The 26990-nt window shown below is 60.5% G+C and carries 20 protein-coding genes; 13 read left to right on the top strand and 7 right to left on the bottom strand.

Translation table 11 applies throughout. The features are described from left to right. Positions 1–19: 19 nt before the first annotated feature. The 5 genes from AC1DXO_RS17310 to AC1DXO_RS17290 all read left to right on the top strand — a co-directional run bounded on the left by AC1DXO_RS17310 (position 20) and on the right by AC1DXO_RS17290 (position 7506). Positions 20–907 (top strand): glycine--tRNA ligase subunit alpha, encoded by an 888-nt coding sequence (locus AC1DXO_RS17310; RefSeq protein WP_476979416.1) that lies wholly within the window; start codon positions 20–22, stop codon positions 905–907. Further along, on the top strand, positions 907–2991 hold the full coding sequence (glyS, locus tag AC1DXO_RS17305; protein WP_476979415.1) for a glycine--tRNA ligase subunit beta: 2085 nt from the start codon (positions 907–909) through the stop codon (positions 2989–2991). Before AC1DXO_RS17310 ends, glyS begins: the two co-directional genes overlap by 1 nt. 85 nt (positions 2992–3076) lie before the next feature. Then, positions 3077–5743, top strand: coding sequence for a pyruvate, phosphate dikinase (ppdK, locus tag AC1DXO_RS17300; protein WP_476979414.1), 2667 nt, complete (start codon positions 3077–3079; stop codon positions 5741–5743). Between the two features lie 162 nt (positions 5744–5905). Further along, positions 5906–6736 (top strand): OmpA family protein, encoded by an 831-nt coding sequence (locus tag AC1DXO_RS17295; RefSeq protein WP_476979413.1) that lies wholly within the window; start codon positions 5906–5908, stop codon positions 6734–6736. Positions 6737–6840: 104 nt separating this feature from the next. Further along, positions 6841–7506, top strand: a complete 666-nt coding sequence (locus AC1DXO_RS17290) for a hypothetical protein (RefSeq protein ID WP_476979412.1) — start codon at positions 6841–6843, stop codon at positions 7504–7506. A gap of 319 nt (positions 7507–7825) precedes the next feature. Here the strand turns inward: AC1DXO_RS17290 and AC1DXO_RS17285 are convergent, their stop codons facing one another. Together AC1DXO_RS17285 and AC1DXO_RS17280 are read right to left on the bottom strand one after the other, a co-directional pair. Continuing rightward, complete coding sequence (locus AC1DXO_RS17285; protein ID WP_476979411.1) at positions 7826–8764, bottom strand: NUDIX hydrolase; 939 nt, start codon at positions 8762–8764, stop codon at positions 7826–7828. 3 nt (positions 8765–8767) lie between these two features. Beyond that, positions 8768–9400, bottom strand: coding sequence for an HD domain-containing protein (locus AC1DXO_RS17280; RefSeq protein ID WP_476979410.1), 633 nt, complete (start codon positions 9398–9400; stop codon positions 8768–8770). A gap of 108 nt (positions 9401–9508) precedes the next feature. Here AC1DXO_RS17280 and AC1DXO_RS17275 point away from each other — a divergent pair, with 108 nt between their 5' ends. Continuing rightward, positions 9509–10339 carry a universal stress protein gene (locus AC1DXO_RS17275; RefSeq protein ID WP_476979409.1) on the top strand — a complete coding sequence of 277 codons (831 nt, stop codon included), beginning with the start codon at positions 9509–9511 and terminating at the stop codon, positions 10337–10339. 31 nt (positions 10340–10370) lie between these two features. After that, the gene (locus AC1DXO_RS17270) at positions 10371–11513 is read left to right on the top strand and encodes a 2OG-Fe(II) oxygenase (protein WP_476979408.1); all 1143 of its coding nucleotides are present in this window, start codon (positions 10371–10373) and stop codon (positions 11511–11513) included. Between the two features lie 12 nt (positions 11514–11525). Here the strand turns inward: AC1DXO_RS17270 and AC1DXO_RS17265 are convergent, their stop codons facing one another. Together AC1DXO_RS17265 and AC1DXO_RS17260 are read right to left on the bottom strand one after the other, a co-directional pair. Further along, positions 11526–12686, bottom strand: a complete 1161-nt coding sequence (locus tag AC1DXO_RS17265) for an FkbM family methyltransferase (RefSeq protein WP_476979407.1) — start codon at positions 12684–12686, stop codon at positions 11526–11528. A 34-nt stretch (positions 12687–12720) separates the two neighbouring features. Next, positions 12721–14277 (bottom strand): tetratricopeptide repeat protein, encoded by a 1557-nt coding sequence (locus AC1DXO_RS17260; protein ID WP_476979406.1) that lies wholly within the window; start codon positions 14275–14277, stop codon positions 12721–12723. A 180-nt stretch (positions 14278–14457) separates the two neighbouring features. Here AC1DXO_RS17260 and AC1DXO_RS17255 point away from each other — a divergent pair, with 180 nt between their 5' ends. From AC1DXO_RS17255 to AC1DXO_RS17245, 3 genes are all read left to right on the top strand, one after another. After that, complete coding sequence (locus AC1DXO_RS17255; protein ID WP_476979405.1) at positions 14458–16380, top strand: HAD-IIIC family phosphatase; 1923 nt, start codon at positions 14458–14460, stop codon at positions 16378–16380. Positions 16381–16685: 305 nt separating this feature from the next. Then, positions 16686–17534: a Stf0 family sulfotransferase gene (locus AC1DXO_RS17250; RefSeq protein ID WP_476979404.1), complete on the top strand. Its 849-nt coding sequence runs from the start codon at positions 16686–16688 to the stop codon at positions 17532–17534. Positions 17535–17785: 251 nt separating this feature from the next. Then, on the top strand, positions 17786–18214 hold the full coding sequence (locus AC1DXO_RS17245; protein ID WP_476979403.1) for a VOC family protein: 429 nt from the start codon (positions 17786–17788) through the stop codon (positions 18212–18214). Between the two features lie 22 nt (positions 18215–18236). Here AC1DXO_RS17245 and AC1DXO_RS17240 read toward each other — a convergent pair whose 3' ends face one another. After that, positions 18237–20666 (bottom strand): beta-galactosidase, encoded by a 2430-nt coding sequence (locus AC1DXO_RS17240; RefSeq protein ID WP_476979402.1) that lies wholly within the window; start codon positions 20664–20666, stop codon positions 18237–18239. Between the two features lie 195 nt (positions 20667–20861). On the opposite strand from AC1DXO_RS17240, the gene AC1DXO_RS17235 reads away from it, so the two are divergent. The 3 genes from AC1DXO_RS17235 to AC1DXO_RS17225 are packed head-to-tail and all read left to right on the top strand — an operon-like array spanning position 20862 to position 24426. Beyond that, complete coding sequence (locus tag AC1DXO_RS17235) at positions 20862–23036, top strand: FdhF/YdeP family oxidoreductase (RefSeq protein WP_476979401.1); 2175 nt, start codon at positions 20862–20864, stop codon at positions 23034–23036. Then, positions 23033–23605 (top strand): molybdenum cofactor guanylyltransferase, encoded by a 573-nt coding sequence (gene mobA / locus AC1DXO_RS17230; protein WP_476979400.1) that lies wholly within the window; start codon positions 23033–23035, stop codon positions 23603–23605. Before AC1DXO_RS17235 ends, mobA begins: the two co-directional genes overlap by 4 nt. A 2-nt stretch (positions 23606–23607) precedes the next feature. Continuing rightward, positions 23608–24426, top strand: coding sequence for a DUF3658 domain-containing protein (locus tag AC1DXO_RS17225; RefSeq protein WP_476979399.1), 819 nt, complete (start codon positions 23608–23610; stop codon positions 24424–24426). Here the strand turns inward: AC1DXO_RS17225 and AC1DXO_RS17220 are convergent. Both AC1DXO_RS17220 and AC1DXO_RS17215 read right to left on the bottom strand, forming a co-directional pair. Continuing rightward, the gene (locus tag AC1DXO_RS17220; protein WP_476979398.1) at positions 24423–26222 is read right to left on the bottom strand and encodes an ATP-binding response regulator; all 1800 of its coding nucleotides are present in this window, start codon (positions 26220–26222) and stop codon (positions 24423–24425) included. The two genes, AC1DXO_RS17225 and AC1DXO_RS17220, sit on opposite strands and share 4 nt — an antisense overlap. Next, on the bottom strand, positions 26222–26830 hold the full coding sequence (locus AC1DXO_RS17215; RefSeq protein WP_476979397.1) for a response regulator transcription factor: 609 nt from the start codon (positions 26828–26830) through the stop codon (positions 26222–26224). Before AC1DXO_RS17215 ends, AC1DXO_RS17220 begins: the two co-directional genes overlap by 1 nt. Positions 26831–26990: the final 160 nt, after the last annotated feature.

The raw sequence follows: 26990 nt of genomic DNA, 5'->3' as shown, positions 1-26990 counted from the left end.
GGGCGATTTTTACAAGACCATGGCTTCCACAGAACCTCTATCGTTTCAGGACCTTATCCTGACCCTTCATGCCTACTGGTCCGAACAGGGCTGCGTGATCCTGCAACCCTATGATGTCGAGGTCGGCGCCGGTACATTGCACCCGGCCACCGTCCTGCGCGCCCTGGGCAAGAAGCCGTGGAAATGCGCCTACGTCCAGCCGTCGCGCCGTCCGGTCGATGGCCGCTATGGCGAAAATCCCAACCGTTTGCAGCACTATTACCAGTATCAGGTCATACTGAAGCCCAATCCAGACAACCTCCAGGACCTGTATCTGGGCTCGTTGAAGGCTATTGGGCTGGATACGCACCTGCACGATATCCGTTTTGTCGAGGACGACTGGGAAAACCCCACCGTCGGCGCCTGGGGCCTTGGCTGGGAAGTGTGGTGTGACGGCATGGAAGTCACGCAATATACCTACTTCCAGGGTGTCGGCGGCATCGAGGTCGATGTGGTGTCGGGCGAACTGACCTACGGGCTGGAACGCCTGTGTATGTATCTGCAGAATGTCGACAATGTCTACGACCTGAAGTTCAACAAGGCCGGCGTCAAATACGGCGAGGTGTTCAAGGAACAGGAACGCCAGTTCTCGGCCTTCAATTTCGAAGCCTCCGACGTGGCGACCCTGAAGCGCCAGTTCGAGGACATGGAAACCAACGTGACGCGCATTCTGAACACGCCCAATTCGCTGGGTTATCCGCTGGTCCTGCCGGCCTATGACCATGTGCTGAAGGCGTCGCACCTGTTCAACCTGATGGATGCACGCGGCGCCATCGCCGTGGCCGAACGTCAGAGCTATATCGGCCGCATCCGCGATCTCTGTAAGGCCTGCGCCACCGAATGGGCGCGGCAAGAGGAGACACGGTAATGGCGCAACTATTGATCGAGCTTTTTTCGGAAGAAATCCCGGCCCGCATGCAATTGGGCGCGGCGAAGGATTTCGAGCGCCTGTTCGGCACCAAGCTGACGACCTCAGGCCTGACCTTTGACAGCATCAAGGGCTATGTCGGTCCGCGCAGGCTTGCCCTGGTCGTCGAAGGTCTGCCGGCGGAGCAGGTGGCGGTGACCGAAGAGGTTAAAGGGCCAAAGGACGGTGCGCCGGAACAGGCCATGGCCGGCTTCCTGCGCAAGGTCGGTTTGACCCAGGATCAGCTGGTGCTGGAAAACGGCGTGTGGATGGCGCGGATCGAAAAGCCCGGCCGCAAGACGGCCGATGTGCTGGGCGACATGCTGCGTGAGGTTATCCTGGCCTTTCCGTGGCCGAAGTCGATGCGGTCGGGCGTCAGCAGCTTCCGTTGGGTGCGGCCGCTGAAAAGCGTCCTGTTCCTGTTCGATGGCAGCGTGATCCCGTTCGAACTGGAAGGTTTGACCGCCGGCAATACGACGCAAGGCCATCGCTTCCTCGGTTCGGGGAAAGCCCTGACTGTGAGCGATTTTGCCAGCTATCAGAAGGTCTTGGCGGAAAATTCTGTCATTCTGGATCATGCCGATCGCCAGGCCGTCATTCTGGACAAGGCGCGCGCCGTCTGCGAGGCCGCCGGCTGCGAACTGATGGACGATCAAGGGCTGCTGGAAGAGGTCGCGGGCCTAAATGAATTCCCTATCCCCATCCTCGGCGATATGGACCCGCAATTCCTCGCTCTGCCGCCGGAGGTCATCAAGACCTCGATGCGGACGCACCAGAAATATTTTGCCGTGCGCGACAAGGCGACTGCGCTCAAGGAGCGAAGCGTTAGCGCAACTGATAATCTCAAGATGGCGCCGCACTTCGTCATTGTCGCCAATATCAAGGCGACAGACGATGGCATCGAGATCAAGCGCGGCAATGCCAAGGTGTTGTCGGCGCGTCTGTCGGACGGCGTCTTTTTCTGGAACGAGGACAATAAGGCGGGCAATTTCGATCGCTGGCTGGAACGTCTCAAAGGCACCACCTTCCACGTCAAGCTAGGCACCATGGCGCAACGCGTCCAGCGGATTACGGCGCTCGCCACCTATATCGCGCCACTGGTCGGCGCGGATGTCGCCCTGACGACCGAAGCCGCACGTCTGGCCAAGGCCGATCTGGCATCGAAGATGGTTGGGGAATTTCCAGAACTTCAAGGGGTTATGGGCGGCTACTATGCCGACGCCTTAAAGCTGGACCCTGATGTGGCCAATGCCATCCGCGAGCACTACAAGCCGCAGGGGCCGTCAGATGGTGTTCCGGCAGGCAAGGTTAGCGCCGCCGTGGCCCTGGCCGATAAACTCGACACTCTGATCGGCTTCTTTGCTGTCAATGAAAAGCCGACAGGCTCGAAAGACCCTTATGCCCTGCGTCGTTCAGCTCTGGGCATCCTCCGCATCATCCGTGAGCATGGCCTGCGTCTTTCGCTGCCGGGCCTGATCGCGGCCTGGTTCCAAAGCCCTGGCCGTGACGCCGTTACCGCGGCGGACGCGCAGGGCGTGGCTCGCGATATTGCCGATTTCTTCAACGACCGCCTAAAGGTTCAGCTGAAAGAAGAAGGCCGCCGCCTCGATGTGATCGAAGCGACCCTGGGCGGGGACGACATCGTCAACACGCTGGCGCGGATCGACGCCGTCGAAGCGGTGATTGCCACGTCGGCCGGCGAAGACCTGCTGACCCTGCACAAGCGCGCTGCCAATATCCTGGCGGCCAGCAAGACCGACTTGCCGCACGCCGAACCGCAGACCTATGCCGGGATCGACACGCTGGAACAGGCCCTGCTGAGCGCGCTGCAAATCGCGGCGCCGACGGTCAAGTCCCACATAACGAAAGAAAACTACACCGAGGCCTTGAAAACTATTGCTGCATTGCGGCAAACTGTTGATACATTCCTCGATGGTGTGCTGGTCAATGCGGATGACGAAGAGATCAAAGCCAACCGCCTGGCCATTCTGAGAGGGGTATGCGACCTGTCACGCGACATTGCGGATTTGAGCAAAATCGCCTGACGCAGTTAATGCGTGACATGAAAAATACAAAGGAACCAAAAGGTTCCGGGTATAATTAAACAATAAACATGAAAAGGGAAAGTTCATGTCGAAGCATTGGGTCTATGCGTTCAAGGCGGGACAAGCCGATGGTGACGCGTCGATGAAGGCGCTGCTGGGCGGTAAGGGGGCGAATCTCGCCGAGATGTCGTCGTTGAACCTGCCGGTACCGGCCGGGTTCACCATCACCACGGAAGCCTGCGTCCATTATTACAAGAACGACGCCAGCCTGCCGGACGGCCTGGTAGAAGAGGTCGAAACGGCCCTGGCCAACCTGGAAAAGACCACAGGCAAGGGTTTTGGCGACGTCGCCAATCCACTGCTGGTCAGCGTCCGCTCGGGCGCCCGCGCCTCCATGCCGGGCATGATGGACACGGTGCTCAATCTGGGCCTCAACGACGCCACCGTCGATGGCCTTGCGACCCTGACCGGTGATCGCCGCTTCGCGCTCGATTGCTACCGCCGCTTTATCACCATGTACTCCAATGTCGTGCTGGGGGTGACTCACCACAGCTTCGAAGACATTCTCGACGACCACAAGGACCGCCTGGGCGTTACCGTCGACACCGACATCACGGCCAAGGACTGGGAAAAGGTCATTGCCGAGTACAAGGCCATGGTCAAATCCGAACTGGGCCGCGACTTTCCGCAGGACCCCAAGGATCAGCTCTGGGGCGCGGTGAAGGCCGTGTTCGGCTCGTGGATGAACGATCGCGCCAAGTTTTATCGCAAGATGCACGACATCCCCGAAGACTGGGGGACTGCCGTCAATATCCAGTCGATGGTCTTCGGCAATATGGGCAATACCTCGGCGACCGGCGTTGCCTTTACGCGCAATCCGTCGAACGGCGACAGCAGCTTGTACGGCGAATTCCTGCTCAATGCCCAGGGCGAAGACGTGGTCGCCGGGATTCGCACGCCCCAGGCCCTGACCAAGAAGTCGCGCGAAGACATGGGGGAACGCGCCCTGTCGATGGAAGAGTCCCTGCCTGAAGTGTTCCAGCAGTTCAAGTCAACTGTTGACACGCTGGAAAACCACTACCGCGATGTCCAGGACGTTGAATTCACAGTCGAGCAGGGCAAGCTGTATATGCTGCAGACCCGCAACGCCAAGCGGACGTCGAAAGCTGCCCTGAAGATCGCCGTCGACATGGCCAGGGAAGGCCTGATTACGCCGCAGGAAGCCCTGATGCGTATCGATCCGTCGACCCTGGATCAACTGTTGCACCCGATGCTCGACCCCAAGGCCGACAAGGTGATCATCGCCAAGGGCTTGCCGGCATCGCCGGGCGCCGCTTCGGGCAAGATCGTCTTCACGGCGGAGGACGCTGTGCGTTTTGCCGCTGGTGGCGACGACGTCATCCTGGTTCGCGACGAAACCTCGCCAGAAGACATCAAGGGCATGTATGCCGCCAAGGCAATCGTCACGGCGCGTGGTGGCATGACCAGCCACGCGGCGGTCGTCGCCCGTGGCATGGGGCGTCCCTGCGTCTCCGGCGCCGGCGAGATGCAGATCTATGCCGAACGCGGCGAGTTCGTGTCGCGTGGCCAGACCTACCGCCACGGCGATGTCGTAACGCTGGATGGCTCGTCGGGTGAGATCATCAAAGGCGCCGTGCGCATGATCGAGCCGGAATTCTCCGAAGACTTCCACCAGATCATGGCCTGGGCCGATGAGTACAAGCGCCTGGAAGTCCGCACCAATGCCGAGACCCCGGCCGACGCGCGCACAGCCCTGGGCTTTGGCGCCAAGGGTATTGGCCTGTGCCGCACCGAGCATATGTTCTTCGACGAAGACCGTATCTCGGCCGTGCGCGAAATGATCCTGGCCGACGACGAAGCCGGACGCCGCAAGGCCCTGGCCAAGATCGAGCCGATGCAGAAGGCCGATTTCGTCGAACTGTTCAAGATCATGGACGGCCTGCCCGTGACCATCCGCCTGCTCGACCCGCCGCTGCACGAATTCCTGCCCCACACCGAGGAGGACGTGAAGCACGTCGCCGAAATGTCCGGTGTCGGCGCCGACAAGCTGTACAAGCGCACCAAGGAATTGTCGGAAACCAACCCCATGCTGGGCTGGCGCGGCTGCCGTCTCGGCATCACCTTCCCGGAAATATATGAGAGCCAGTTGACGGCACTGTTCAATGCGGCGGTCGATGTGGCGGAAGCCGGCGGGAATCCGCTGCCGGAAATCATGCATCCACTGGTCGCGACGCAGACCGAAATGGCCAATTTGTCGGCCATGACCCACAACATCGCGGCGCAGGTCTTTGCTGCGCGCGGTAAGACCCTGGTCTACCGGACCGGCACCATGATCGAACTACCGCGCGCTGCCCTGCTGGCCGACAAGCTGGCCGAGACGGCGGAATTCTTCTCGTTCGGCACCAACGACCTGACCCAGACGACCTTCGGCATCAGCCGCGATGACTCGGGCCGCTTCCTCAATCCCTATATCGAGAAGGGGATTTTCGACAAGGACCCGTTCGTCAGCCTTGATACCGACGGCGTCGGCGCCCTGATCGAAATTGCCGTCGCCAAGGGCAAGGCTGCGCGTCGGGACATCAAGCTCGGGCTATGCGGCGAACACGGCGGCGATCCGGCTTCGATCGCCTTCTGCCACAAGGTCGGACTGGGCTATGTGTCCTGCTCGCCCTATCGCGTCCCGGTGGCGCGCTTGGCCGCGGCACAGGCGGCGATTGCGTCGCAGGGGTAATCACGGAGAGCCGGGTGTGGCGCTTTTGTCGGCCCGGCGCCTTCGAACGAATTTTGTCCCTCGCGAGTTGTTTTGGCTGGTTGCCGACCCGGCTTAAACGCGATAACCTTTGGTTAATAGGTTTCACGCCTTGACGTGGAACATTCGGATATGGGGTGTCGCATGAAGACCGGGGCCGTTTGGGTAGTGGGTCTGAGTGGGCTGATCGCGCTGGGCGCGTTCGGGCTGTACCGGACTCTGCCAGGTGTGGAAAGCGATGTGCGCGCCAGTGTGACCAAGGCATTGGCGGATAAGGGGTTTGACGATGTCCGCGCCGATGTGTCTGGCCAGACCGTAACCCTGAGTGTCGGCGATACGGTGGCCGATCCGGCGACGCACCTGGCCAAGGCCAGGGCGGTCGTCGCCGATCTGGACGGCAAGGTGACACAGATCAAGATCGTTTCGATTGGCGAGGCCACGCCGCCGCAACTGGCGGCGTCCAATCCGTCGTCCCTTACGGCGCCCCCAGTCACGGCGCCGGCTGGCATTGTCAACGGCGAGCGGGCGACAGCCATCGCCTCGGTCCGCGCCGACCTGCCGGCCGTCGCGGGTGACTCCGCGCGGGATGCGGCCACCGAAGTGGCGCGGACCTGCGAAGACCGCATCACGGCTGCGCTCGGCGGCCGCAAACTCAACTACCGTTTCGGCACCTATGACCTGACCGCCGACAGTGAGCCGATCCTCGACGATGTCTACGCGGCGGCGTCCGCCTGTCCTTCGGACGTCAAGGTGGTGGTGACCGGGTATACCGACACGGTCGGTGATGCAGCGGCCAACCGGCTGATCTCCGAGGCCCGCGCCCAGACGGCGGCCGACGGCCTGGCCAGGCGTGGTCTGGACCGCGATCGCCTCGTGGTCCAGGGTATGGGCGGAACGGCGCCGGTGGCTGACGACGCGACACCTGAAGGTCGGGCGGCCAATCGCCGTGTCATTTTCAGAACCAAGGCCGGGTAAGGGAAAAGCCATGCTGCATCTGTTATTCGAATTGCGTTTTCTGTTGATGGGCGCGGCCATATTGGGGCTGGCGACCGGTTTTATTGCCCGTAAGGTGAGTTGATATGCCTTCGCTCGTGTTGCAATCCGTTCTATTTCTGGTGGCCAGCTTCGGCCTGTTTGCCATTGTTGGCTGGATGATGGCTGGTAAGAAGCGGGTGGCCCGTCCGGTAAGGGCAGCTGTTGACTGGTCGACGGCTGACGTCGTGGAGTTCGCTGCGCCTGCGCCGGCCGCAACACCGGTGCGTCCGCAGCCCGTCAGCTATCTCGATGCCGCCGCGGAACATTTCACCGTCGGTGTCACGCCCGCCAAGGCGCCGGAACCCGATCGCCCGTCCTATATTCCGCTCAACCCCGCCCAGGCGGTGGCTCAGCCGGGCGCTTCGTTGCATGCCTTTACCCTGTCGGACGATTTCGGCAATGTGCGCCGCGTCTCCAGCCTGGCCAGCATGACGCCGGAAAGCGTTGAGGCGGCTGTCCAGCAGGCGGGTTCCGGTCTTGAGCCAACGCGTTTGACGGCGCCGCAGGGCCCGATCGATGATCTGACGGTGATTTCGGGTATTACGGCCGACCAGCAGCGTCAGTTGAACGATCTCGGCATCTATCATTTCTGGCAGATTGCCGGATGGTCGCCGGAGCATGTTGCCTGGGTTGCCAATCGGCTGCCGACTTCGCGCCGTATCGCCCGTGAAAACTGGATGTCTCAGGCCGCGCGCCTGGCAAGGCTGTAGTTTCGTCCGTATTCGGCTACAATTTTCGTGAAATTACTGATTTTACAGTAATTTTCATCGCGGAAAGCGCGGAAAAGACGGACGAGGCGCGGAAATCTAGGGCGTTGTTCCTCCAGCGCGAAGCGCCTTACATTCACGAAAGCTGCTGCAGGCGTCATTGTTGCCCTTCGGGCAAGAACGTATCGGCCTGCTCCATTTCCGCGCCTGTCCGTCTTTTCCGCGCTTTCCGCGTTGAAAAATACTGTACTTTCAGGTCATTGCGCCAGAGCTGATGCCGCCCTGAATGATTTGCCGCAACAGCAGTCAAGGGCCACGGATACTACACCCGCGGCAGGCTGAGGCCCGAGGACGGGCTGAAGCGGAAGCGGTCGCGGTTATAGCTGTACAGTTCGGCCGGACGGCCACCCGTATCTTCGCGCATAATGCCCAACGGCTCGACAAAGCCTGTCCGTTCCAGGGCGCGGCGGAAGTTCTGCTTATGCAGCCGTACACCCGTCAAAGCTTCCAGCGACTTTTGCAACTCGAGCAGGGTAAAGCTCTGCGGCATCAGCTCGAAAATCACCGGCCGGTATTTCAACTTTCCGCGCAACCGCGACAAGGCCGTGGCGACAATGCGGCGATGGTCGGATGCCAGCGGATCGCCGCTGTGCGGCGCCGCCTGTCCCCCGGTCGCGCGCAGAGCCTCGGCGATAATCCCGGCTTCGTAGAGCAGTTCGTAGCGGTCGAGGACGCGCTCTTCGTTCCAGTTGTCGAAGTCTTCGGGGAACAGCGTATCCACCCGGCTGCGTCTCAACTCGCTGTCACAACGGTCGATCCAGGCGCGCAGGGCGGGGCGCAAGGCTTCCAGGGCGGCATTTGTCGAGTCCTTGCCGCGCCAATCCTCCCCCCTCCAGTCTTCCCACGGAAAGAAACGGTGGAACGGCACCCAGGCAGCATTGATCCGCGCCTTGAAATCGCTGTCCGGCGTCAGTGCGAGATAGCCGATCGAGATCACGCGATTGGCGCCCGCCATGGCGTCGCGGCCTTCGTCGCCGAAACTGTACAGCTGCTCGACATAGCCAATGTCGAAACCCGACTGTTCCCGCACGAAGGCGCGCAGGGCGAGATCGAAGGTGCGGTGGCTTTGCGGCGCGAACGGACCCGAGGGCAGGGCGTGTGCCGGGCCATTCTCACCGCGTGGCAGGTTAAGGCACAGGACCAGGGCCTCATTGTCCTTGACCGTCACCACAACCGCCGACAATTCGATGGCCAGGCCCATAGTCTATCCCCGGGCCTGGATCAGCAAGGTGTGGAAACGCGCCACAAAGGCCTCCGAGGCTGCCTTGGCCGGCAGGGGATCGATGGTCAGGTTGTATCCCTCGGGCGGTTCACCGAAATATTGCCGCGCCTCCGTATCGCTGAACCCTGCCAGTTGCGTTGCTTCGAAATAGGCGCAGGCATGGTCGGCCAACTTGATCAGCTTCTTGACGGCGGGCGGCATGAGGGCCGGCAGGCCGAAGCGGACATGAATGGCCTGTTCTAGATGGGCCTCGAAACGTTTGTAGTCCAGGCCAAGGGCAGCCTTGAACGGTGAGATCATGTCGCCGATGACGTATTCCGGAGCGTCGTGCAACAGGGCCATCAGGCGATGGGGTACGCTGATCTTCGGATCGATATGGGCGCAGATATCTTCGACGATCAGGCTGTGCTGGGCAACGGAAAAGCCGTGATCGCCGAGAGTCTGGCCGTTCCACCGCGCCACCCGCGACAGCCCCAGCGCAATATCGTCGATCTCGATATCGATCGCCGCCGGATCAAGCAGGTCAAGGCGCCGGCCGGACAGCATGCGTTGCCAGGCGCGCGGCGCCGTATCACGCAGGGATTTTCGGGGAGAACGGAAAGGCTTGGCGGGCATGGATTTTAATGTCGCATCGGGAATTTATCGGACTGGGTGTATAATGCGGCTATTGGCCGCCGCGGCGCGACCTGATTCTGTAACTATGCACAAAAAACGGAGATTATCATGACCGTTTCAGCTTCTGCGCAGGGCGCCTGGTCGCGTATCAGCGTGCCGGTCAGCGGCGCGGCGACCGAAGTCCTGGCCCTGCAACTGGCGGCGCAGATCGCGGCCGGCTTCGGGGCACGGTTGAATGTCCTGTTCGCACCGCCCGATCCGGCTGAACTGGCGCCCTGGCTGGGCGAGGGCTTTATGGGGACGGTCCAGATGTCGACCATCGACAGCCTGAAGGTGGCGGCCGAGGAATCCGAAGCCGTGGCGCGGGCACATTTCGAAGCCCTGACATGTCCGGGAAAAGCGTTCACAGTGTTGAATTCGCCGGTCTGGCAGGATCTGGCCATGGAGACACGCCTGTCTGACCTGGTCGTTTTCGGTGAAAACAGCGCCAAGGGACAAGGCTTATTGTCAGAGGCGTTCCAGCAGGTCCTGATGGAAGAGCGTGCCGGCGTCTTTATCGCACGCAAGGCGTTTGATTTGAAGGGTACGGCGCTGGTGGCCTGGGACGGCAAGGAGCCGTCGTCGCGCGCCGCACGCCGGGCGACACCTCTGCTGAAAAAGGCGTCACGCGTCGTCATTATCGGCGCACCCATCGGTGATAATCCCGCCGACCTGCAGCGCCTCGCTGACTATTACGGGGCTCACGGCATTGCGGCCGCGATCGATCCTCTGCCCAAGGGTGACATATTGCCGCTTCTGCTCGATGCCAATGCGCGGCACGGCGCCGACTATATGGTCGCCGGCGCCTTCGGCCGTTCGCGCCTGCGCGAATTTGCCTTCGGCGGAACGACCCGGGCCCTGTTGCACACAACGCAGCTGAATCTCTATATGGCGCATTGAAGGCTTTGAAAAAGGCGGTTATTTTACCGCCATGACCGAAGCACAACTCGCCACCGCACCCACCCAACTTGCCTACCGTAACCTGCTGCCGGGGGATCCGGCGCCATGGTTTCATCAGGTCAATACCAGCCATCCAAAATACGCCTTCTCGTCGGTTGGTGGGCGTTATGTCCTGATGGGCTTTTTCGGCACGGCGGGCGATGAACCGGTACAGAACGCCATGACGGCCATCATGGCGCATCGTGCCCTGTTCGACGACGTCAAGATCTGCTTCTTCGGCGTCAGCGCCGATCCGCAGGACCGGGAAAATAACCGGCTGGTCGAACATATGCCCGGCCAGAGGCATTTCTGGGATTTCGACGGGGCGGTGTCGCGGCTTTATGGCGCCTTGCCGTTGGAAGGCGCCGCGATGAACTATCGCCGCTTCTGGCTGCTGCTCGATCCGACCTTGCGGATACTAAAGGTTTTTCCATTCGCGGCGGATGGATCGAACCTGCCGGGCATTTTTGCCTTGATCGACGCCCTGCCTCCGCCGGAACGCTTTGCCGGGGTCGAATTGATGGCACCCGTCCTGTATCTGCCGAATGTCTTCGAACCGGAGTTTTGCCAGAGGCTTATCGGGCTGTATGAGGCTGGCGAAGGCGAGGAAAGCGGCGTCATGCGCGAGATCGAGGGCGTGACCAAGGCTGTGCACGACCACAGTTTCAAGCGCCGGCGCGACGTGACCATCGAGGACGAGGCGCTGAAGAAGCAAATTCAGGCCAGGGTGTTGCGGCGGATCAATCCCGAGATTCAAAAGGTCCACAATTTCAACGCTACGCGCATGGAACGCTATATTGTCGGTTGCTATACCGAAGAAGACGGTGGGCATTTCCGGCCGCACCGCGACAATGTCACCAAGGGCACGGCGCACAGGCGTTTTGCAATAACGATCAATCTGAACAATGACTTCGAAGGTGGCGAGCTGAGCTTTCCGGAATACGGGCCGCGCAGTTTCAAACCGCCGGTCGGCGGGGCCGTGGTCTTCGGCTGTGCATTGCTGCACGCGGTGTCTCAGGTGACGCGCGGGCGACGTTATGCCTTCCTGCCGTTCCTGTATGACGATGCGGCGGCACAGATCCGCGAAGCGAATAATCCCTTCCTCGACGCCAGTATGGAACCGTACAAGGCCTGAATCAGGCTGGTTTTACGTACAAAAGAGGACGGAATCGTACAGGATCGGTGAGTAGTGGCGCAGGGTGAAGCTATAGTCGTCGCGCAATTCGCGGATCTTATCGATAATCGTCACGAGATCGTCGGGCTTGTGGTACGCGCAGACGGCGAGCTTCGGCCGGTGTGATTGAATGATCCGGCGGGCACCGGTCAGGGCCTCGATCTCAGCGCCTTCGACATCGAGCTTGATCAGGGTAGGCACGCCGACGTCGAGATTGTCGAGCGCGTCGAGCGGTACCTGGACCTCGGCGGTTGCGCTGACGCGACTGCCGTTATCGCTGCGATGCTCGATCCCCATCTGCGCCGGACGGTCCCACAGACCCAGGCTATGCAGGGTGACGTCGCGAAGGCCAGCGGTCTTGGTGCGGAAGGCTTCAGCATTGGCCGGGTCGAGTTCGAAGGCGTGGATGTGGTCGTAATGACCATCGGTCTTGCCAACAAAGTCTCGGACCGTATCGCCATCGAAGGCGCCGCCGTCGATCAGGACCTCATGGTCGTGCAAGGGCATGACGTCGGGCTCGAAGTAGATGGCCTTTTCCGGTCGGGCGACAAGTGTCAGGACGTTCAGGTCCCAGGTCAGGCGATACAGCATGATCGCGTCCAGGGTCTGCAACGACGTGATGTCTCTCAGGACGCGGCGGGCTGACTGATGGGCGGCGCGCACGCTGTCGAGCGTCGAAAAGCCCGGCAGGTTGGCGAGGCGAAAGCCAGCCGAGGCGCCTTGCGGCCACAGCGGAATGATCTCGAAATAGGAAAGCAGGGGTTGCGGACGCTGACCCCATACCGCGCGGAAGTGGCGAATGGCGTTTTCCGAGCCGCAGCACAGGACGCCGACGGCGTCGGGAAGGCCATCAAGCAAGGGGCCCAGGTCCGCGTCGCCGATAATGGCAATGCCGTCCTGAGTCTGGCCGGCGCGGGCATTGTCGAGCAGGGCAATCACATGGCCGGCAGCGATTGTATGGGCAACAAAATCCCGGGCCAGGACAGCGCTGGCGCCGATCAGGATGGTCGGACGGGTCAGCCAGTTCTGGGCCTGTTTGTGCACAACGGTATTGGCCAGCCAGGTTTCGAAAGCCGGCGCGGTAAAATCAATCTCGCCGAGGCGGAAGGGCAGGGGGTCGACATCATAGGGCATGAAACACCTCTCGCCTGATCTTGCCCCGGGGCGCTTAAGACTTTGTTAGCGCGAAGGCTTGGGTTAGCTCGGACAGTTGATCGCGAACCAGATCCATGGCCGGCTGCCAGTGGCCGGCAGCGGGGGCGCAGATGTAGCGAACGTTGGGGTACCAGGGATAGTCGTCCTGACCCAGCTTCAGCCAGGCGTGATCGAGGCCGAGCAGCCAGGTGGGTACGCCACAGGCGGCCGCGATATTGGTCGTGGCGTTGGATGGGCCCAGCACGACATCGAGCCCGGCGCACAGGCCGGCCAGGCCGTCGAGATCATCCTTCAGGTCAAGGCCGGGCGCTGTATGCAGGGTTAAGCCGGCGGCGGCCATCATGGCCTGTTCCGTGCCGACATCGCCATATTGCAGGTTGACGAAGGTGATGCCGGGCACGGCCATAACCTCCATCCATTGGCTGAACGGCGCGAAATAACGGTCGCGGGCAGCGTTGGACTTCAGGCTCTTCCACAGGATGCCGACCCTGGGCCCAGGGGCCAGGCTACCCAGCCAGGCCTGGACTTCAAGCGGGGGGGAAGGTGGCGTCAGGAAGGCGCGGGCGGGCGAAAAGGCTGCGGTGTCGGGACGGAAACGCGACAGGAGGTCGCCGATCAGGACATAGGAATCGAAGGCCGCCGGATCGAGGCCCGGCACATCGCGGACGATTCGGCCGTCGAGCGTGCGGGTGCGATGCGCCATGACGCGGGCCTGGGGGAAGCTGCGGGCAAACAGTGGGACAAGGCGTGGCTCGACCACAATACCGAGCCAGCCATAGTCGCCGATCGCTGCCGCAATATCGGGCAGAAGGGAAGCAAACAGGATTTCGTCGCCCAGACCCTGTTCCGCCGACACAAGTAGGCGCTTGGCGGCCAGGTTTTCGCCAGGGTCGAGACGCGGCAGGTTCAGGTCATAATGGACCTCGGCATTGGAGCCGGCCTTATGGCGCGCCTGGAACCAACGCCAGCCGGCTTTCAGATCGCCCAGGGCCAGGGACGCGTGGGCGCAGGCCATCTCGGCGCTGCGGCGATTGTCGGGATCGCGGAATGCGTCGGCGCAGACCAGGGAATCGCGCAGGCCGGACCGCATATCGCCACGGTCCATCAGGGCGCAGGCGCGGTTGAACAGGGCGTGGAGGTTGCCCGGGTCAAGCCGCAGGGCTTCGTCGAAGAAGATGACGGCATTGGCGACATCGCCCTTGGCCGCCATGACGGCGCCCAGGCCTTCCCACAGCGCGGTTTCTTGTGGATTTTGGGCCAGCAGGGTCTTGAGCAGGTCAATGGCGTCGTCAAACAGCGACTGTTCGCGCAAGGTGGCGGCGAAGGCGGTCAGGGTCGCCATATCGCGGATGCCGCGGTTGATCAGGTGGGCCAGCAGTTTCTCGGCCATGTCCCACATATTGAGGCGGAAGGCGAGGTCGGCGAGATGGCGGGCGATGTCCAGCGAGTCCGGCTCCGCCGTCAGGGCCTGCTGCCAGGCCTCAAGCGCGCCTGGCAAGTCGCGGGCGGCCTCGCAAGCGAGGGCCTGCTGGCGCAAGGACGGTGCGGGCTGGGGCGCGGGACGAAGCATGTCGCGATCCTAACGTGATTCGCTGTTCGACTCCGATGACACGAAAGGCAGAATAACATGTATCCCACAGATGGGTTTTATCCAGCCATGTTAGGATCGATAACAATGAAAAAAAGTGCGGTTGGTTGTGAAGATTATCTCAGGGTGTGGTGATTTGCCGATTGCTTTGATCAAGCGGGCTTGCCCTTTTCCAATGATCCAATTAGTGCGTTACAAACGTGGCTGGTCGGTATGCAGCTTGGCGAAATGGAATTGACGATGACGACTTTCAGCGACTTCATGTTTCCGAAGGAATTGGCCGTATCAAAAACGAATTTCAATCGAATCCTGTTTATTGGTTCATGCCTGACGGAGCACTATCTCCGGTACTGGAAAATCCATCGTCCTGATATCGAATATGATTTTATCCTGTACAATAACCTCGGCCAATTTCCGGAAAAGCCGCCCAGGGCTTTCGCTGACTACAGCCTGCAATATGTCCAGATACCCCTCCGCTCGATCCTGACGGATACCGTCGTGGACATGGCACGTTTCAGCAAAGGAGACTTTGCCTCCGAAGTGTTCGAGCGTGCGTGCAGCCTGCTTGAAATGATGGTAGACAAGGCCCTGACCTACAATCGCGAAAGCGGTCTTTTGACACTGGTGTCCAATTTTGTCGTTCCGCAGGGCCGGGCTGCGCCCAGTCTCGGTGATCAGTACACGTTGAAGGATTTGTCGCATGTCGTCGAACTCCTTAACCGCAAACTGTCGGAGATATTACAGCGTTTCAAAAACGCCTATGTTGCAGACGCGAACGCGATTGCCGCGACCATCGGAAAGGGCGGGTTCCTTGACGATACAATCTACTTTTTTGCCCATGGATCAACTATTTTCCCGGACTGGCCGGGCCATGAAAACCGCCCGGGTTGGACGGCGCCTGAACCGGGCCGCATTGAACCTGTACCGTCCCTGGCAGAAATCCTTCCCGTGACGAATACGGACTATTTCGACGCCATATTTGGGCAGATCGAGTCCACCTACAGGACTGTCAACCAGATTGATCAGGTCAAGGTCGTAATTTTTGATCTAGATAATACATTATGGCGTGGTCAGATCGGGGATCACTACGTTCCTGGTGGCGCATGGCCGTATTCGGATGGCTGGCCGCTTGGCATTTGGGAAGCAATTCACCATTTGCGCGCGCGAGGAATCTTGGTCGCGATCTGCTCGAAAAACGATGAAGCGCTGGTGCGAGAGCGTTGGTCAAACGCTGTCAATCCGCCTTTTCTGGCTATGGAAGACTTTGTCGCCACCCAAATCAACTGGTCGCCGAAAGCCGAGAATATCGCTATCATCCTTAAGCAATTGAACCTGACGGCCAAGAGCGCGGTCTTTGTGGATGACAATCCGGTTGAGCGGGCCGCGTGTGCGGAAGCGCATCCGGGTTTGCGTGTTATCGGTTCCAATCCTTTTATGACACGCCGTATCCTGTTGTGGTCGGCTGAGACCCAGGTCGCACGGTTGACAGATGAGTCCGTCCGCCGGGAGGGGATGATCAAGGCTCAGATCGAACGCGATAACGAGGCTCAGGGTCAGGGCAGAGAAGCTTTTCTGATGGGGCTGGGAACAGAGGTCGAACTGATTGCCGTCGAAAACGAAAATCAAAACGAATATTCCCGCGTGGTCGAACTGGTCAATAAGACCAACCAGTTCAACACCAACGGCAAGCGCTGGCAAAACACGGAATTAAATGCCTTTATTGCTGCCGGTGGACAGATTAGAGCGTTCAAAGTGAAGGACCGGTTTGCAGACTATGGTCTGGTAGGTGTTGTCCTTTTGACAAGACACGAAATCGTTCAGTTCGTCATGAGTTGCAGGGTGTTGGGGATGGACGTCGAGACGGCTGTGCTGCGGCAACTGGTGGACAGCATGCGCTCTGAAGATTCGTCAATGCCAATTACCGGCACCATCTCCGAGACGGACTCTAATTTGCCATGCCGCGACCTTTACACACGTGGTGGTTTTTTGCCGGAACCAGGCCAGTCAGGCGTGTTTTCAGCCCCGCTTGGCACGGCAATGCCGGAAATAGCGCACGTCAAAATGAAGACGGCTAACCTGGCTTAGGCATAGTTGAGAAAGTGAGAAGACCAGCGCCTGTCGGCAGGTCCGACTTGTTTAAACGCGTCGGCGGCTAGCCTCCCGCCTGGGCCGAGAAACGCGATTCAGGAAGTATCGAAGGCGGTAGCGCTTGCACGGTGAAACCATTCGCCGGGACAATGCTCAAATGCACTTTTGACATGAATGTCGGAAAATTATTGTAGTAGGCTCTGGACAGAAGCATCTGCCAGATGGTCATATCGCCGTATAGAGTCTCAAGTCGGGGAGCAGTTAGGCACTATTAGATATCAAGCTTGTGTGGAGGAATTAAGATGGCTTTAGCTGCTGATCTTGAAAATATCTTAGGCAACATAGGCAATGTATTACGAGATAACCCGACACGTCGCGATCCGACCAGCGTCCCGGTTTCTCCTGAGAAAGAATATACCATCTTTTTCACAGCCAGGTCGGGTTCAACCTATCTGACGGAACTGCTCAAGTCCGTGAAATTGGGTGACCCCAGGGAGTGGCTGAATCCTGGTTTTGTCAAAGATCAGGCCCATTATTTCGGTGCAAATAATTTCCGTGATTATTTCCTGAGAATGCGTTCAGAGTTTAGTCCTGGTGGTGTATTCGGCCACGAGATTACTCTTTGGTTTTACAATTACTTTTCGCAAGAGGTACGCCTTGAAGATTATTTTAATTTCAAGTCGCCTTCGATATTTCTGTTTCGCGAAAACATAGTCGAGCAGGCGGTGTCGCTTTTCCTTGCCGTAGGGCGTGGCGTTTTTCACAAGTCAAGCGATGAGGGGGACGTGGCCTATCCAGATGTTCCATATGACGCCAGTGAAATCAAGCGATACATAGAAATGTTCTGCAGCGAGGAACGCGGCCTGCAGACTCTGTTCGATCAAAATGGCTGGACGCCATACTATTTGTCATATGAAACTATTTTTTCTCATACGCCACGCGAGGTAGCAATTTCTTTTGGCAATATGCTGAAAGTTGACCTGGAGTTAGATAAAATCAATCCCAGAATGCAGAAAGTTGGTGATAGTGTAAATGCAAGTTATGCTGAAAGATTTTCTGGTGAAGACGCTGATTATTGCGCGGACGTCATGGCGCGTCGGGTTTGGCTGATAGAAAAGCTAAATTCGCGAGGTCTGCTAAAAGTGCGGTGACAGCCTTAAAGCCGACGCTCAAGCGCGGCAACCTGTCGTGCGAGCGCACGCCTTTAGTGTGTCAAGGGATGGGTTTTCTGATCGAATTTTTAGACAAGGGTCGCTAAATAGCGAGGGCGACACCGTCTTGGCGCGACCTGCAAGGGTGCGGAGTCATGCGCCGTCACTCTGTAACCTGAAAAAAGCCAATACTGATTTGCAGCGAGGTGTCACTATCTGCTCCGGCTGGGGAAACAGGAAAGGATTCCACCATGGCTGCACAACAACTGCACCGAGGACGACTGATCGACCACATTCAGCTCGTGGTCGAGGATCTGGGCGCGACCCGGCGCTTTTACCAGGCGATATTCGATGTGCTGGGTATTCCGATTGGCGGGGAAGGTCCGGACTTTTTCTGGGCCGATGAACTGTTCGTCTCGACACCCGGCAGCAAGGCCGCGCAGGGCAAGTTGACCGGCCGGCATCACCTGGCCTTCCAGGCCGCCGACCGCGAGACGGTCGAAAGTTTTTACAAGGCAGCGCTGGACAATGGCGGCAAGGACAATGGCGGGCCGGGCGAGCGTCCCTATCACCCGGGCTATTTCGCCGCCTTTGTCCTCGATCCCGACGGCAACAATATAGAAGCCGTCTACCATGGCGCGGCGAAGCGCTCGGCGGCCAGTGTGACGCTCGATTTCTGACCGGTCATCGAGCGTCTCGCTTCTACTGGCCGATAGTGATGCGGTATTCTGGTATCAGGGTAACGCTCCTGACCTCGGCGATCTGGCCATCGGTGAAGGTTCTCGGCCGCCACGCTTCGTCGAGATAGATCTGCGCATCCTCGCGCAGAGGCAGGACCGTCAGGGTCAGCGGCTTGTCGAGCCTGGCCGCATAGCGTTTCAAGCCGATATTCCACGCCGGACCGTTGAAGTAAGCGTCGTCGAGCATCTCGGAGCCCGACAGCAGACGCGCCACATCGCCCTGATAGTCGACCCGCATATAGACATCATCGACACCCGCCAGGACATCGGCGGGTAATGTGATCTGCCAGGCGGCAGAAGCGCCGAAGGTTTCCGGCTGCGGCTGAACCGCCGTCTTTTCAGGCCCCGTCATCTTCAGCGGCGGGACTTTTTGGGCCGGGCGGACCTGGGTTAGTTGAGCGGTCAGGGTCTTGGCGGGCAGGGTAATGTCAAAGACCTGGAACAGGCCGTCGGTCTTGGCGCGCTTCCCGGATGTCGCGGGCAGGGCCGGGTAGATGGCGGCGTGGAAATGCGCATCCCCCATCTGGCGCAGGGCCACGCCGCCGGCTGGCGCTTCGAAGGCTTCGGCATCTGTCAGGACCAGGTGAGGTGCGCCCGAGATCGGCAGGATGCTGATCTGGGTGGCCTGGGTCTGGGTCAGGATCAGAATACGGGCGGTCTTGCCGGATCTCGTGCGGACCTCGATCAGGCCATTCGTGGTGGGTTTTACGCCCGTGACGATCAGCCGTCCGTTGGCGACCGACGATTTGGCGCCATGGACGGAGGCGATATCGGCGGCGTTGAAGGCGAGTTCAACGGGTATATTGTCCGACGCCGAGAAGACGTAGAGGTCACCCTTGGCGTCCTTGATTTTGGTCAGCGGCTGCGCCGTGGCATAGGTCAGTGTGACGCCCGACAGGTCGAAATTGATCGGCCAGATGAAATAGGCGCCGTCGGCGATATCGACGCCCTGCGACGGAAAGGTCAGGTCGCCGCTGGCAAGGGAGATCTTAAACTGCACGGCCCTGTGGGTCGCCATGGCATATTGGCGAACGTGGTTGTTGACGAAGACAAAGCCGTGCGTGCCGTCGCTGCGCACCGACCAGCGCAGGGTTTTGAGGTCGCCCGAGTCCTGATTGTAGCCTGCGGGGGCGTGGGTCGCCATAGGCGCCAGACGATCGCCGAAAGCGTTCAGAAAGACATGGATCGGCCGCAGCCTGGCGAGCACGGGGTGCGCTTCGCCGTATTGGCCCAACGGCGCTTGGAAGTCGTAGCCGAGCTTGGGCAGGTCGTTATAGCCGCCAATCGCCGTTGTTTCTTCGCGTGAGGGCGCGCCCGTCGGGTTCTGGCCGCCCTGGAACATGTAGTAGCCCATCAGATTGACACCGGAACCGAGCTTGGCCGTCACCATGGACGAGATATCATCTGGGTCAAGAATGGGACGTCGGCGGTACATGACCGGGACCCCGGCGCCATATTCCGCCCCCAGGAAGGGCGTGATGCCGAGGTCACGTTCGCCGTCGTCTTCCGTCGATGTGCCGGCCTGGGCGCCCAGGCCTTTTTCATTGCGGATGCCGAACTGGAACATGTAGCTGGCCTTGGGCGGCAGCTTTTGCGTCGAAGCATCCCACGGCTCATCGACATAGGTGCCGAAGACGGGCAGGACTTCGCCGCGCGGAAAGACTGTGTGGTCCCAGCCGGTGACCGTGTATAGGGGCAGGTCGAAGCCGTCCTTGATCAGCATGGCTTTCAGGGCGGCAATGTGCTCGCGGCCCTGTTGCGGACCGGTGCGATTATATTCGTTCTCGATCTGGACGCCGACAACGGGACCGCCGTCCTTCCACATCAGGCCGCGAAGCTGCTGGCCAACCTGCTGGTAGAAGCTATCGACATAGGCGAGATAGGTCGGGTCGTTGCGGCGGGTCGGCACGCTGTCGACCACCCAATCCGGAATACCGCCATAGCGCACCTCGGCATGGGCCCACGGGCCCGGGCGGACGAAGACATAGAGGCCGTGCTTGGCCGCCAACTCGACAAAGGCGCGCAGGTCGTGGTTGCCACTCCAGTCATATTGGCCACGATGCTCTTCGTGGTGCTGCCAGATGATATAGGTCGAGACAATATCAACGCCGGCCGCCTTCATCTTCAGCAATTGGTCTTCCCAGTCGGCGCGCGGGACTCGAGTGTAGTGGAACTCGCCCATGACCGGCAGCCAGGGCTGGCCGTCCTTCATCAGGTACTGGTTGTTTACGGTAAGGGTATGGCCGTCCGGCGTCCTGGCCTCGCCCATATTGAGCCCGCCGGACAGTGGCGCTGTGGTGGCTCGGGCGTCGACAGAGACGGTTTCGGCATTGGCGGCGTGAAGAGTAAGCGCCCAGATTAGGGCAGTGGTGGCGGCTGAGAATGCGCGCATGCGAACGGGTCTCCCATTTTGGTGATCAGGGTATCGGCCCGCAGTAGCTATCCTGTGGCTGGACAGCCTTATTATATTTTGCCGGCACGTTACGGATATTCACCGCCGTGGCAAGAGGCAGAGGCGTTTTTCTTTTGCGGTCAGGGCTGTGTGGCAGGCAAGAATTCGGTTAGGCTTGGCACGCAGGAGGACTCGATGAACAAACCGATCGTGGGCGGAGGGGCAAAAAAGGTGCTGTATGCCCTGCAGACCGCCACGCGCATCGGGCTGGACAACACCGCCAAGGCCCTGACCTCGAAAAATACCTGCAAGGCCTGCGCCTTGGGCATGGGCGGCCAGAAAGGCGGCATGACCAATGAACAGGGCGAGTTCCCTTCGGTGTGCAACAAGTCGATCCAGGCTCAGTCGACCGATATCCAGCCCGGCATCCCCCTCGAAGTCCTGACCCACAGCCTGGCCGAACTGCGCGAGCTGGATGGCCACGAACTGGAGCATCTCGGGCGGCTGGCCTTTCCGATCTACAAGCCGGCAGGTAGTGATCGTTTCGAGGCCATCGACTGGGATGCGGCGCTGGACCTGGCGGCGGCGCGTTTTGCCGCCACCACGCCGGACCGGACCTTCTTCTACGCCTCGGGCCGGTCGTCCAACGAGGCGGGCTTTGTCCTGCAATTGCTGGCGCGGCACTACGGCACCAACAATGTCAACAATTGCTCCTACTACTGCCATCAGGCGACGGGCGTCGGACTGGGGTCGTCGATCGGCACCGGCACGGCGACGGTCGAGGTCGAGGACCTGGAGCATTGCGACTTCATCCTGCTGATTGGGGCAAATCCTGCCTCCAATCATCCACGATTGATTCACAAGCTGAAAGGCGTGCGCGATCGCGGCGGTCAGGTGGTTGTGATCAATCCAGCCAGGGAGCCTGGGCTGGTCAGATTCGCCCTGCCGAAGAATTTGCGGTCGATGGTGACGGGCGGCGACTGGATCGCCTCGGATTATCTGCAGCCGCGGATCGGTGGCGACATAGCGGTGCTGAAGGGCCTCGCCAAGGCGATCCTGGGCCTTGGGCGTGAGGAAGCGACGTTTATCGAGCGCTATACCAGCGGATTCGCGGCCTTCCGGGCCGATATCGAGGCCACGTCATGGGAAGCGATCGAAACGGCCAGCGGACTGGGCCGGGCGGATATCGAACGCGTGGCGGGGCTTTATGCCGGGGCGAAGGACGCCGTCCTGGCCTGGGGCATGGGGATCACGCATCATCTCAACGGCGTCGACAATGTTGAATATATCGCCAATCTGGCACTGTTGCGCGGCCAGATCGGTCGGGTGGGCGCGGGTCTTTTGCCCTTGCGCGGCCACTCCAACGTGCAAGGGATCGGGACCATGGGCGTCAAGCCCGTCCTGGCCGCCGAGGTGCTTGAGCGGATGGAGCTGGCCTTTGGCATCACCCTGCCGAAGGGCGCCGGTTTCGACACCATGGCCGGGATGCAGGCGGCGCATCGCGGTGAGGTCGACGCGGCGCTGATCATGGGGGGGAACCTGTACGAAGCCAATCCCAACAGCGCCTGGTCGGGCGACGCTATGGACCGCATCGGGTTCAAACTATTCCTGACGACGACGCTGAATGCCGGCCATATTCACGGCCACGATTACTCGGAAGCCCTGGTCCTGCCGGTGACGGCGCGCGACGAGGAGTGGCAGCCGACGACGCAGGAATCGATGTTCAACTATGTTCGGCTGTCGGACGGCGGTATCCGGCGTTTGAAGGACGTGCGGCCGGAGGTCGACATCCTGTGCAGCCTGGCGCAACGATTGATTCCGGACTCGCCGGTCGATTATGACGCCTTCCGCCAGCACAAGACGGTAAGGCAGGCGATTGCCGGCATCGTGCCGGGCATGGAGGAACTGGCCGACATCGATGTGGCCAAACGCGAGTTCCACGTGAAAGGCCGGGTGATGCACAGTCCGGCGTTCAAGACGATCGATGGCAAGGCGCGGTTCGTGGTGCGGTCCATGCCGGAGGTCAGTGCATCCTTGATGCTGAGCACCGTGCGCTCTGAGGGACAGTTCAACACCATCGTCTATGAGCGCACTGACAGCTATCGCGGCGGCATTGACCGGTGGAGCGTCATGATGAACGCGGCAGATATGGCGCAGCATGGCCTGGCAGATGGCGATGTGGCGACGGTCGAATCCGATCACGGCGTGATGGAGGCTGTGACTGTCCGGGTGTTCGATCTGGCGCCGGGGGCGATGCTGGCCTATTTCCCGGAAGCCAACCGACTGACCGGATGCGAGGTCGATCCGCGTAGCCGCACCCCCGCTTTCAAGTCGACACCGGTGCGCATCCGCCGGGTTCAGGCGTCGTGACGGCGGTCGTTGTCCTGGCCGGCGGCGAGGGCCGGCGGATGGGCGGCAACAAGCCGTTTGCGCCATTTGGCGGTGGGACGCTCATTGGCGCCACATTGGACCGCCTGAGGCCTCAGGCCGACGAAATCATAATCAATGCTGGGTTGCCGGGAACGAACATCGCTAAGGCGCTGGCCGGTTTGGGGGTGCCGTTGGTGTTTGATGAGCTTCTGCCCGGGCTTGGGCCACTGAGTGGGGTTGTAACGGCTGTAAACTGGGCATTTAACAGAGGTTTTACAAAGGTAATTACGGCACCGTGTGATATGCCCTATCTGCCCGAGGACATGGTAGCCCAGTTGCAGGCAGCGCCGGATGACGCAGATGTGGTCCACTTTTCCGGTGCACGCGACTACCCGTTGTGCGCGTCGTGGCAGGTCTCAATCCTCCCCGAGCTCCTGGCGGCTCTAAATTCGGCGAGCGCCAAGGGAGGATTGGCCGTCATGCGGTTCCTGGCTCTGCGACGTGTCCATCGGATTCCTGTGACCGACGATGCGGCATTTGCCAATATCAATACAGTCTTGGGAGATTGAGCGTGCAACCGTCGCTACCGCTGCATGTGACCTTCACCCTGTCGGGCCGTGGGACCCTCGTTGAGGCGTTGAGAGCGTCTGGGAGGCCGGATGAGGTAATCGGCTTGCCTGATGATCTTTCGCTGGGGCCGATCTCACCGATGGATCATGCCGCGCGCCTGGAATTTCTTGGAGACGTACTTGGCTACGAAACGGACGAAGACGATATCCGTAAGATCGAGGCGTTTTGGCGGACGGCGCTGGACAGCTCAAGACGGCGGATTGTCTGGCTGTCGCAATGGTCGACGCAGGAATATTGCGGCTTTCTGGAATGGCTGCACAGAAACGGCGATGCGCCGTTTGAACTGGTCGATCTGACGGACGCCGTGATGCCGCACCATATTCACCAGGGCGAATGGGAACCCGTGCCTTATACGGCCATTATGCGGACGGACCAGTTTATAGAGGCTGATTTCTGGTCGAAGGCGCGGCCTGCCGAGCCGGATAAAATGGATGCCTGGAGGGGTCTGTGGGAACGTCTGCGAGACGAAAATGCGCCGTTGCGGGCGATAAGGCCGGACGGGCTCGTTTCTGCAGATCTGGACTATTTCGATTCGGATTTGCTGCGGCAGGTCGGCGCAGACTGGATAGACGCCCGTCGTGTTGTCGGTGAGGTATTGGTGGCGATAATGTACGATTGCTTTCGGCCGGCAGGCGTCAGGCAGGCGGGCGATATCCTCCTGTTTTCACGTCTACGGACACTGGTCGAGGAAGGCGTTTTGGAAAGCAAGGGAAAGCTGTGGGGGGCGGCCTTTAAAGTCCGGCGGCCGCGCCAGGGCTAGATCGATCGCGTCAGGTGATTGACCAGGGCGCGCAGGCGGGCCGGGTCCACCGGCTTGTGGATCAGGAAGATGTCGGCTTCCGAGGCGCGGCGCATCAGGGCGGGGTCAACATCGCCGGTAATCAGGGCCAGGCTGGGGCAATCGGGACGTGATTTCAGCTCGATCAGAAAATCCAGGCCGGCATGGCCTTCGCGCAGGCGGTAGTCGCTGAGGATCAGGTGGTACGGGGGTTGCGTGTCCAGGGCCTGGCGAGCGGCGTCGAGTGTATCGCACAGGGTGAGGTCGACATTCCATCCGGCGAGCAGCAGTCCCAAGGCTTCGCGAACGGCCGCATCGTCGTCTATGATCAGCAGGTGCGGACGGGCCGCTCCGGAGGTATGCTCAGGTAGCGATGGCAGATCGGGCTTGGCGGTGATGTCGGGCACTTCGGCCTGGAGTTCGAACGCGAAAATCGAACCCTTGCCCGGCGTCGAACTGAGTTCGATACGCGTGCCCAGGAGCGCGGCGGTGCGGGCGCAGATGGCGAGACCCAGTCCCAGGCCTTTGCGACGGTCGCGTTCGGCATTGCCGATCTGGACAAACTCGTCGAAAATACGTTGGCGATCGGGGGCGGCAATGCCTTCACCGCTGTCGCGAACCTCGATACGGATCGAAAGTCCGCGTCGGCGGGCGGCGATCAGAACCGTGCCGGAACTGGTATAGCGCAGGGCATTGGCGATCAGGTTCATCAGTATCTGTTCGACCAGAACCTCGTCGCCCCGGACCCAGGCTGATGAGGAGCGCAGGCGCAAATCCAATCCCTTGTCGCGGGCGGTTGGCGCAAAATAGTGCTGCAGGCGGTCGAAGACGGGCTGAAGGGCGAAAGGCGATATTTCGGCCTTGACCGCGCCGGCTTCCAGCCGCGACAGGTCGAGCAGGCCGTTGAACAGGGTTTCCATGGCCGCGATATTGTCCTGGATATGACGGACGACATGGGCCGCTTCGTCTGTCAGGGCCAGGGCTTTCAGCGAACCGGAAAACAGGCTGAGCGCGTACAGGGGTTGGCGCAGGTCGTGGCTGGCGGCGGCGAGGAACTGCGATTTGGCGAGATTGGCGGTTTCGGCCTGGCGGCGCGCCTGTTCGGCGCGTTCGCGGGCTTCCTTCATCTCGGCCAGGATCTTGACGTTCTCGAAGCGGATGGCGAAGCCTTCGCGCAGGACGCCGTTCTGGACGCGGGCAAACATCAGCATGATGACGGCGAACAGGGCCGAGGCGAGGCCGAGCACGATGTGGCCGAAGTCGCCGATCATGACCGTGCGAACCAGGACGGCGGCGAAGATCACCCCGATAAAGGCGTAGCAGCCCGGCAGGTTATAGGCGTTGCCGGGGACGCTGCCGGCCGATATACCGTAAAGGCCGCACAGGGTGAGGGCGATGGTCAGGGGCTGGGAGGGCACGACGAAGGCGAACAGGGTGCCGGCCCAGATGGCGCCCGCTGCCAGCATGTAAAGCGTGTAATAGCCGGCCCACGCCTTGAGCGCTTCGCCCTGTGGACGGGCGCGGCGGTACAGCAGGAGGAGGGCAAAACGGCCGACCTGGCTCAGGGTCTGGATACCGAGCCAGGTGAAGACAACGGCCGGTCTGGTGTAGGGCCAGGCCGTGAAGACCATGAAGACCGTGACGACGATGGCGGCGGCAAACGAGTTGGGGACCTGTTTGTACAGGGTCAGGATGCATTCCGCGGAAACCTTGGGGTCGTTAGCCAAAGATTTAGCGGCTAAGGCGTCGGAGTCCGAAGCGCGCACAGCGGCGGTCATTAGCTGACCAGGCCGAGCCGGCGGGCTTCCATGACGGCGCGTGCGCGGTTGGCGACACCCAGGGCCTTGAAGATTTCGGTCAAATGGGCGCGAACGGTACGTTCGGCGAGACCGAGGCGGGTTTCGATCTCCTTATTGACGCAGCCTTCGGCCAGAAGTTCGAGGACCTCGCGCTGGCGCGGCGTCAGGCCATCGGCACCCACTGGTTCGGCGTCGACGGAATCGTCGTCGAAGGCCATGCCGCCCTGAAGGACGAGATCGATCTGCGACATGATGCGTTCGGGGCTGTCGGCCTTTGAGATAAAGCCCGACGCGCCAAGGTAGCGTGCCCGCAGGTGGGCGGCGCGATCGTCGCGACCTGAAATCATGACACGCGGCGTCAGCGGATCAAGCCGGGCCAGGGCCTGGATCATGTCGAAACCGCTGGCGTCGGGCAGGAGGATGTCGATCAGGATGCAATTGACGGGTGACAGTTCGCGGAAGCGCGACAGGGCGTCGCCGCCTGTCTGGGCGAGCGACACGCGAAAATGCGGACGCAGAATAGCGCAGGTCGACGTAAAGCCGCCACAGAACAGGGGATGATCGTCAATCAGCAGAATGTGCGTCATTCTGCCTAGATAACGCGTATCGGGATCATATGCCAAGAGGGGAATTTCCGCTTAGGGTTTGTTGGAAAATAACTGCTTCATGACATCGGCGTCGACCGCAAACTCGCTTGAAAGTCGCCAGGCGAACCGATTCAGTTATTTTTCAACGGGCGCTTATTGG

The sequence above is a fragment of the Asticcacaulis sp. P2_C5 genome (assembly GCF_056404555.1).
Note: the sequence above shows the minus strand (reverse complement) of the source record. Positions and strands in the feature narration are given on the sequence as shown.

What these genes read in the sequence shown, in the direction of transcription:
- AC1DXO_RS17235 (WP_476979401.1), top strand. Translation starts at nt 20,862, where the DNA reads ATGAACAAACCGATCGTGGGCGGAGGGGCAAAAAAGGTGCTGTATGCC.
- AC1DXO_RS17215 (WP_476979397.1), bottom strand. Translation starts at nt 26,830, where the DNA reads ATGACGCACATTCTGCTGATTGACGATCATCCCCTGTTCTGTGGCGGC.
- AC1DXO_RS17270 (WP_476979408.1), top strand. Translation starts at nt 10,371, where the DNA reads ATGACCGAAGCACAACTCGCCACCGCACCCACCCAACTTGCCTACCGT.
- AC1DXO_RS17280 (WP_476979410.1), bottom strand. Translation starts at nt 9,400, where the DNA reads ATGCCCGCCAAGCCTTTCCGTTCTCCCCGAAAATCCCTGCGTGATACG.
- AC1DXO_RS17310 (WP_476979416.1), top strand. Translation starts at nt 20, where the DNA reads ATGGCTTCCACAGAACCTCTATCGTTTCAGGACCTTATCCTGACCCTT.
- ppdK (WP_476979414.1), top strand. Translation starts at nt 3,077, where the DNA reads ATGTCGAAGCATTGGGTCTATGCGTTCAAGGCGGGACAAGCCGATGGT.
- AC1DXO_RS17285 (WP_476979411.1), bottom strand. Translation starts at nt 8,764, where the DNA reads ATGGGCCTGGCCATCGAATTGTCGGCGGTTGTGGTGACGGTCAAGGAC.
- AC1DXO_RS17295 (WP_476979413.1), top strand. Translation starts at nt 5,906, where the DNA reads ATGAAGACCGGGGCCGTTTGGGTAGTGGGTCTGAGTGGGCTGATCGCG.
- AC1DXO_RS17260 (WP_476979406.1), bottom strand. Translation starts at nt 14,277, where the DNA reads ATGCTTCGTCCCGCGCCCCAGCCCGCACCGTCCTTGCGCCAGCAGGCC.
- AC1DXO_RS17290 (WP_476979412.1), top strand. Translation starts at nt 6,841, where the DNA reads ATGCCTTCGCTCGTGTTGCAATCCGTTCTATTTCTGGTGGCCAGCTTC.
- AC1DXO_RS17245 (WP_476979403.1), top strand. Translation starts at nt 17,786, where the DNA reads ATGGCTGCACAACAACTGCACCGAGGACGACTGATCGACCACATTCAG.
- AC1DXO_RS17250 (WP_476979404.1), top strand. Translation starts at nt 16,686, where the DNA reads ATGGCTTTAGCTGCTGATCTTGAAAATATCTTAGGCAACATAGGCAAT.
- AC1DXO_RS17220 (WP_476979398.1), bottom strand. Translation starts at nt 26,222, where the DNA reads ATGACCGCCGCTGTGCGCGCTTCGGACTCCGACGCCTTAGCCGCTAAA.
- AC1DXO_RS17240 (WP_476979402.1), bottom strand. Translation starts at nt 20,666, where the DNA reads ATGCGCGCATTCTCAGCCGCCACCACTGCCCTAATCTGGGCGCTTACT.
- AC1DXO_RS17275 (WP_476979409.1), top strand. Translation starts at nt 9,509, where the DNA reads ATGACCGTTTCAGCTTCTGCGCAGGGCGCCTGGTCGCGTATCAGCGTG.
- glyS (WP_476979415.1), top strand. Translation starts at nt 907, where the DNA reads ATGGCGCAACTATTGATCGAGCTTTTTTCGGAAGAAATCCCGGCCCGC.
- AC1DXO_RS17265 (WP_476979407.1), bottom strand. Translation starts at nt 12,686, where the DNA reads ATGCCCTATGATGTCGACCCCCTGCCCTTCCGCCTCGGCGAGATTGAT.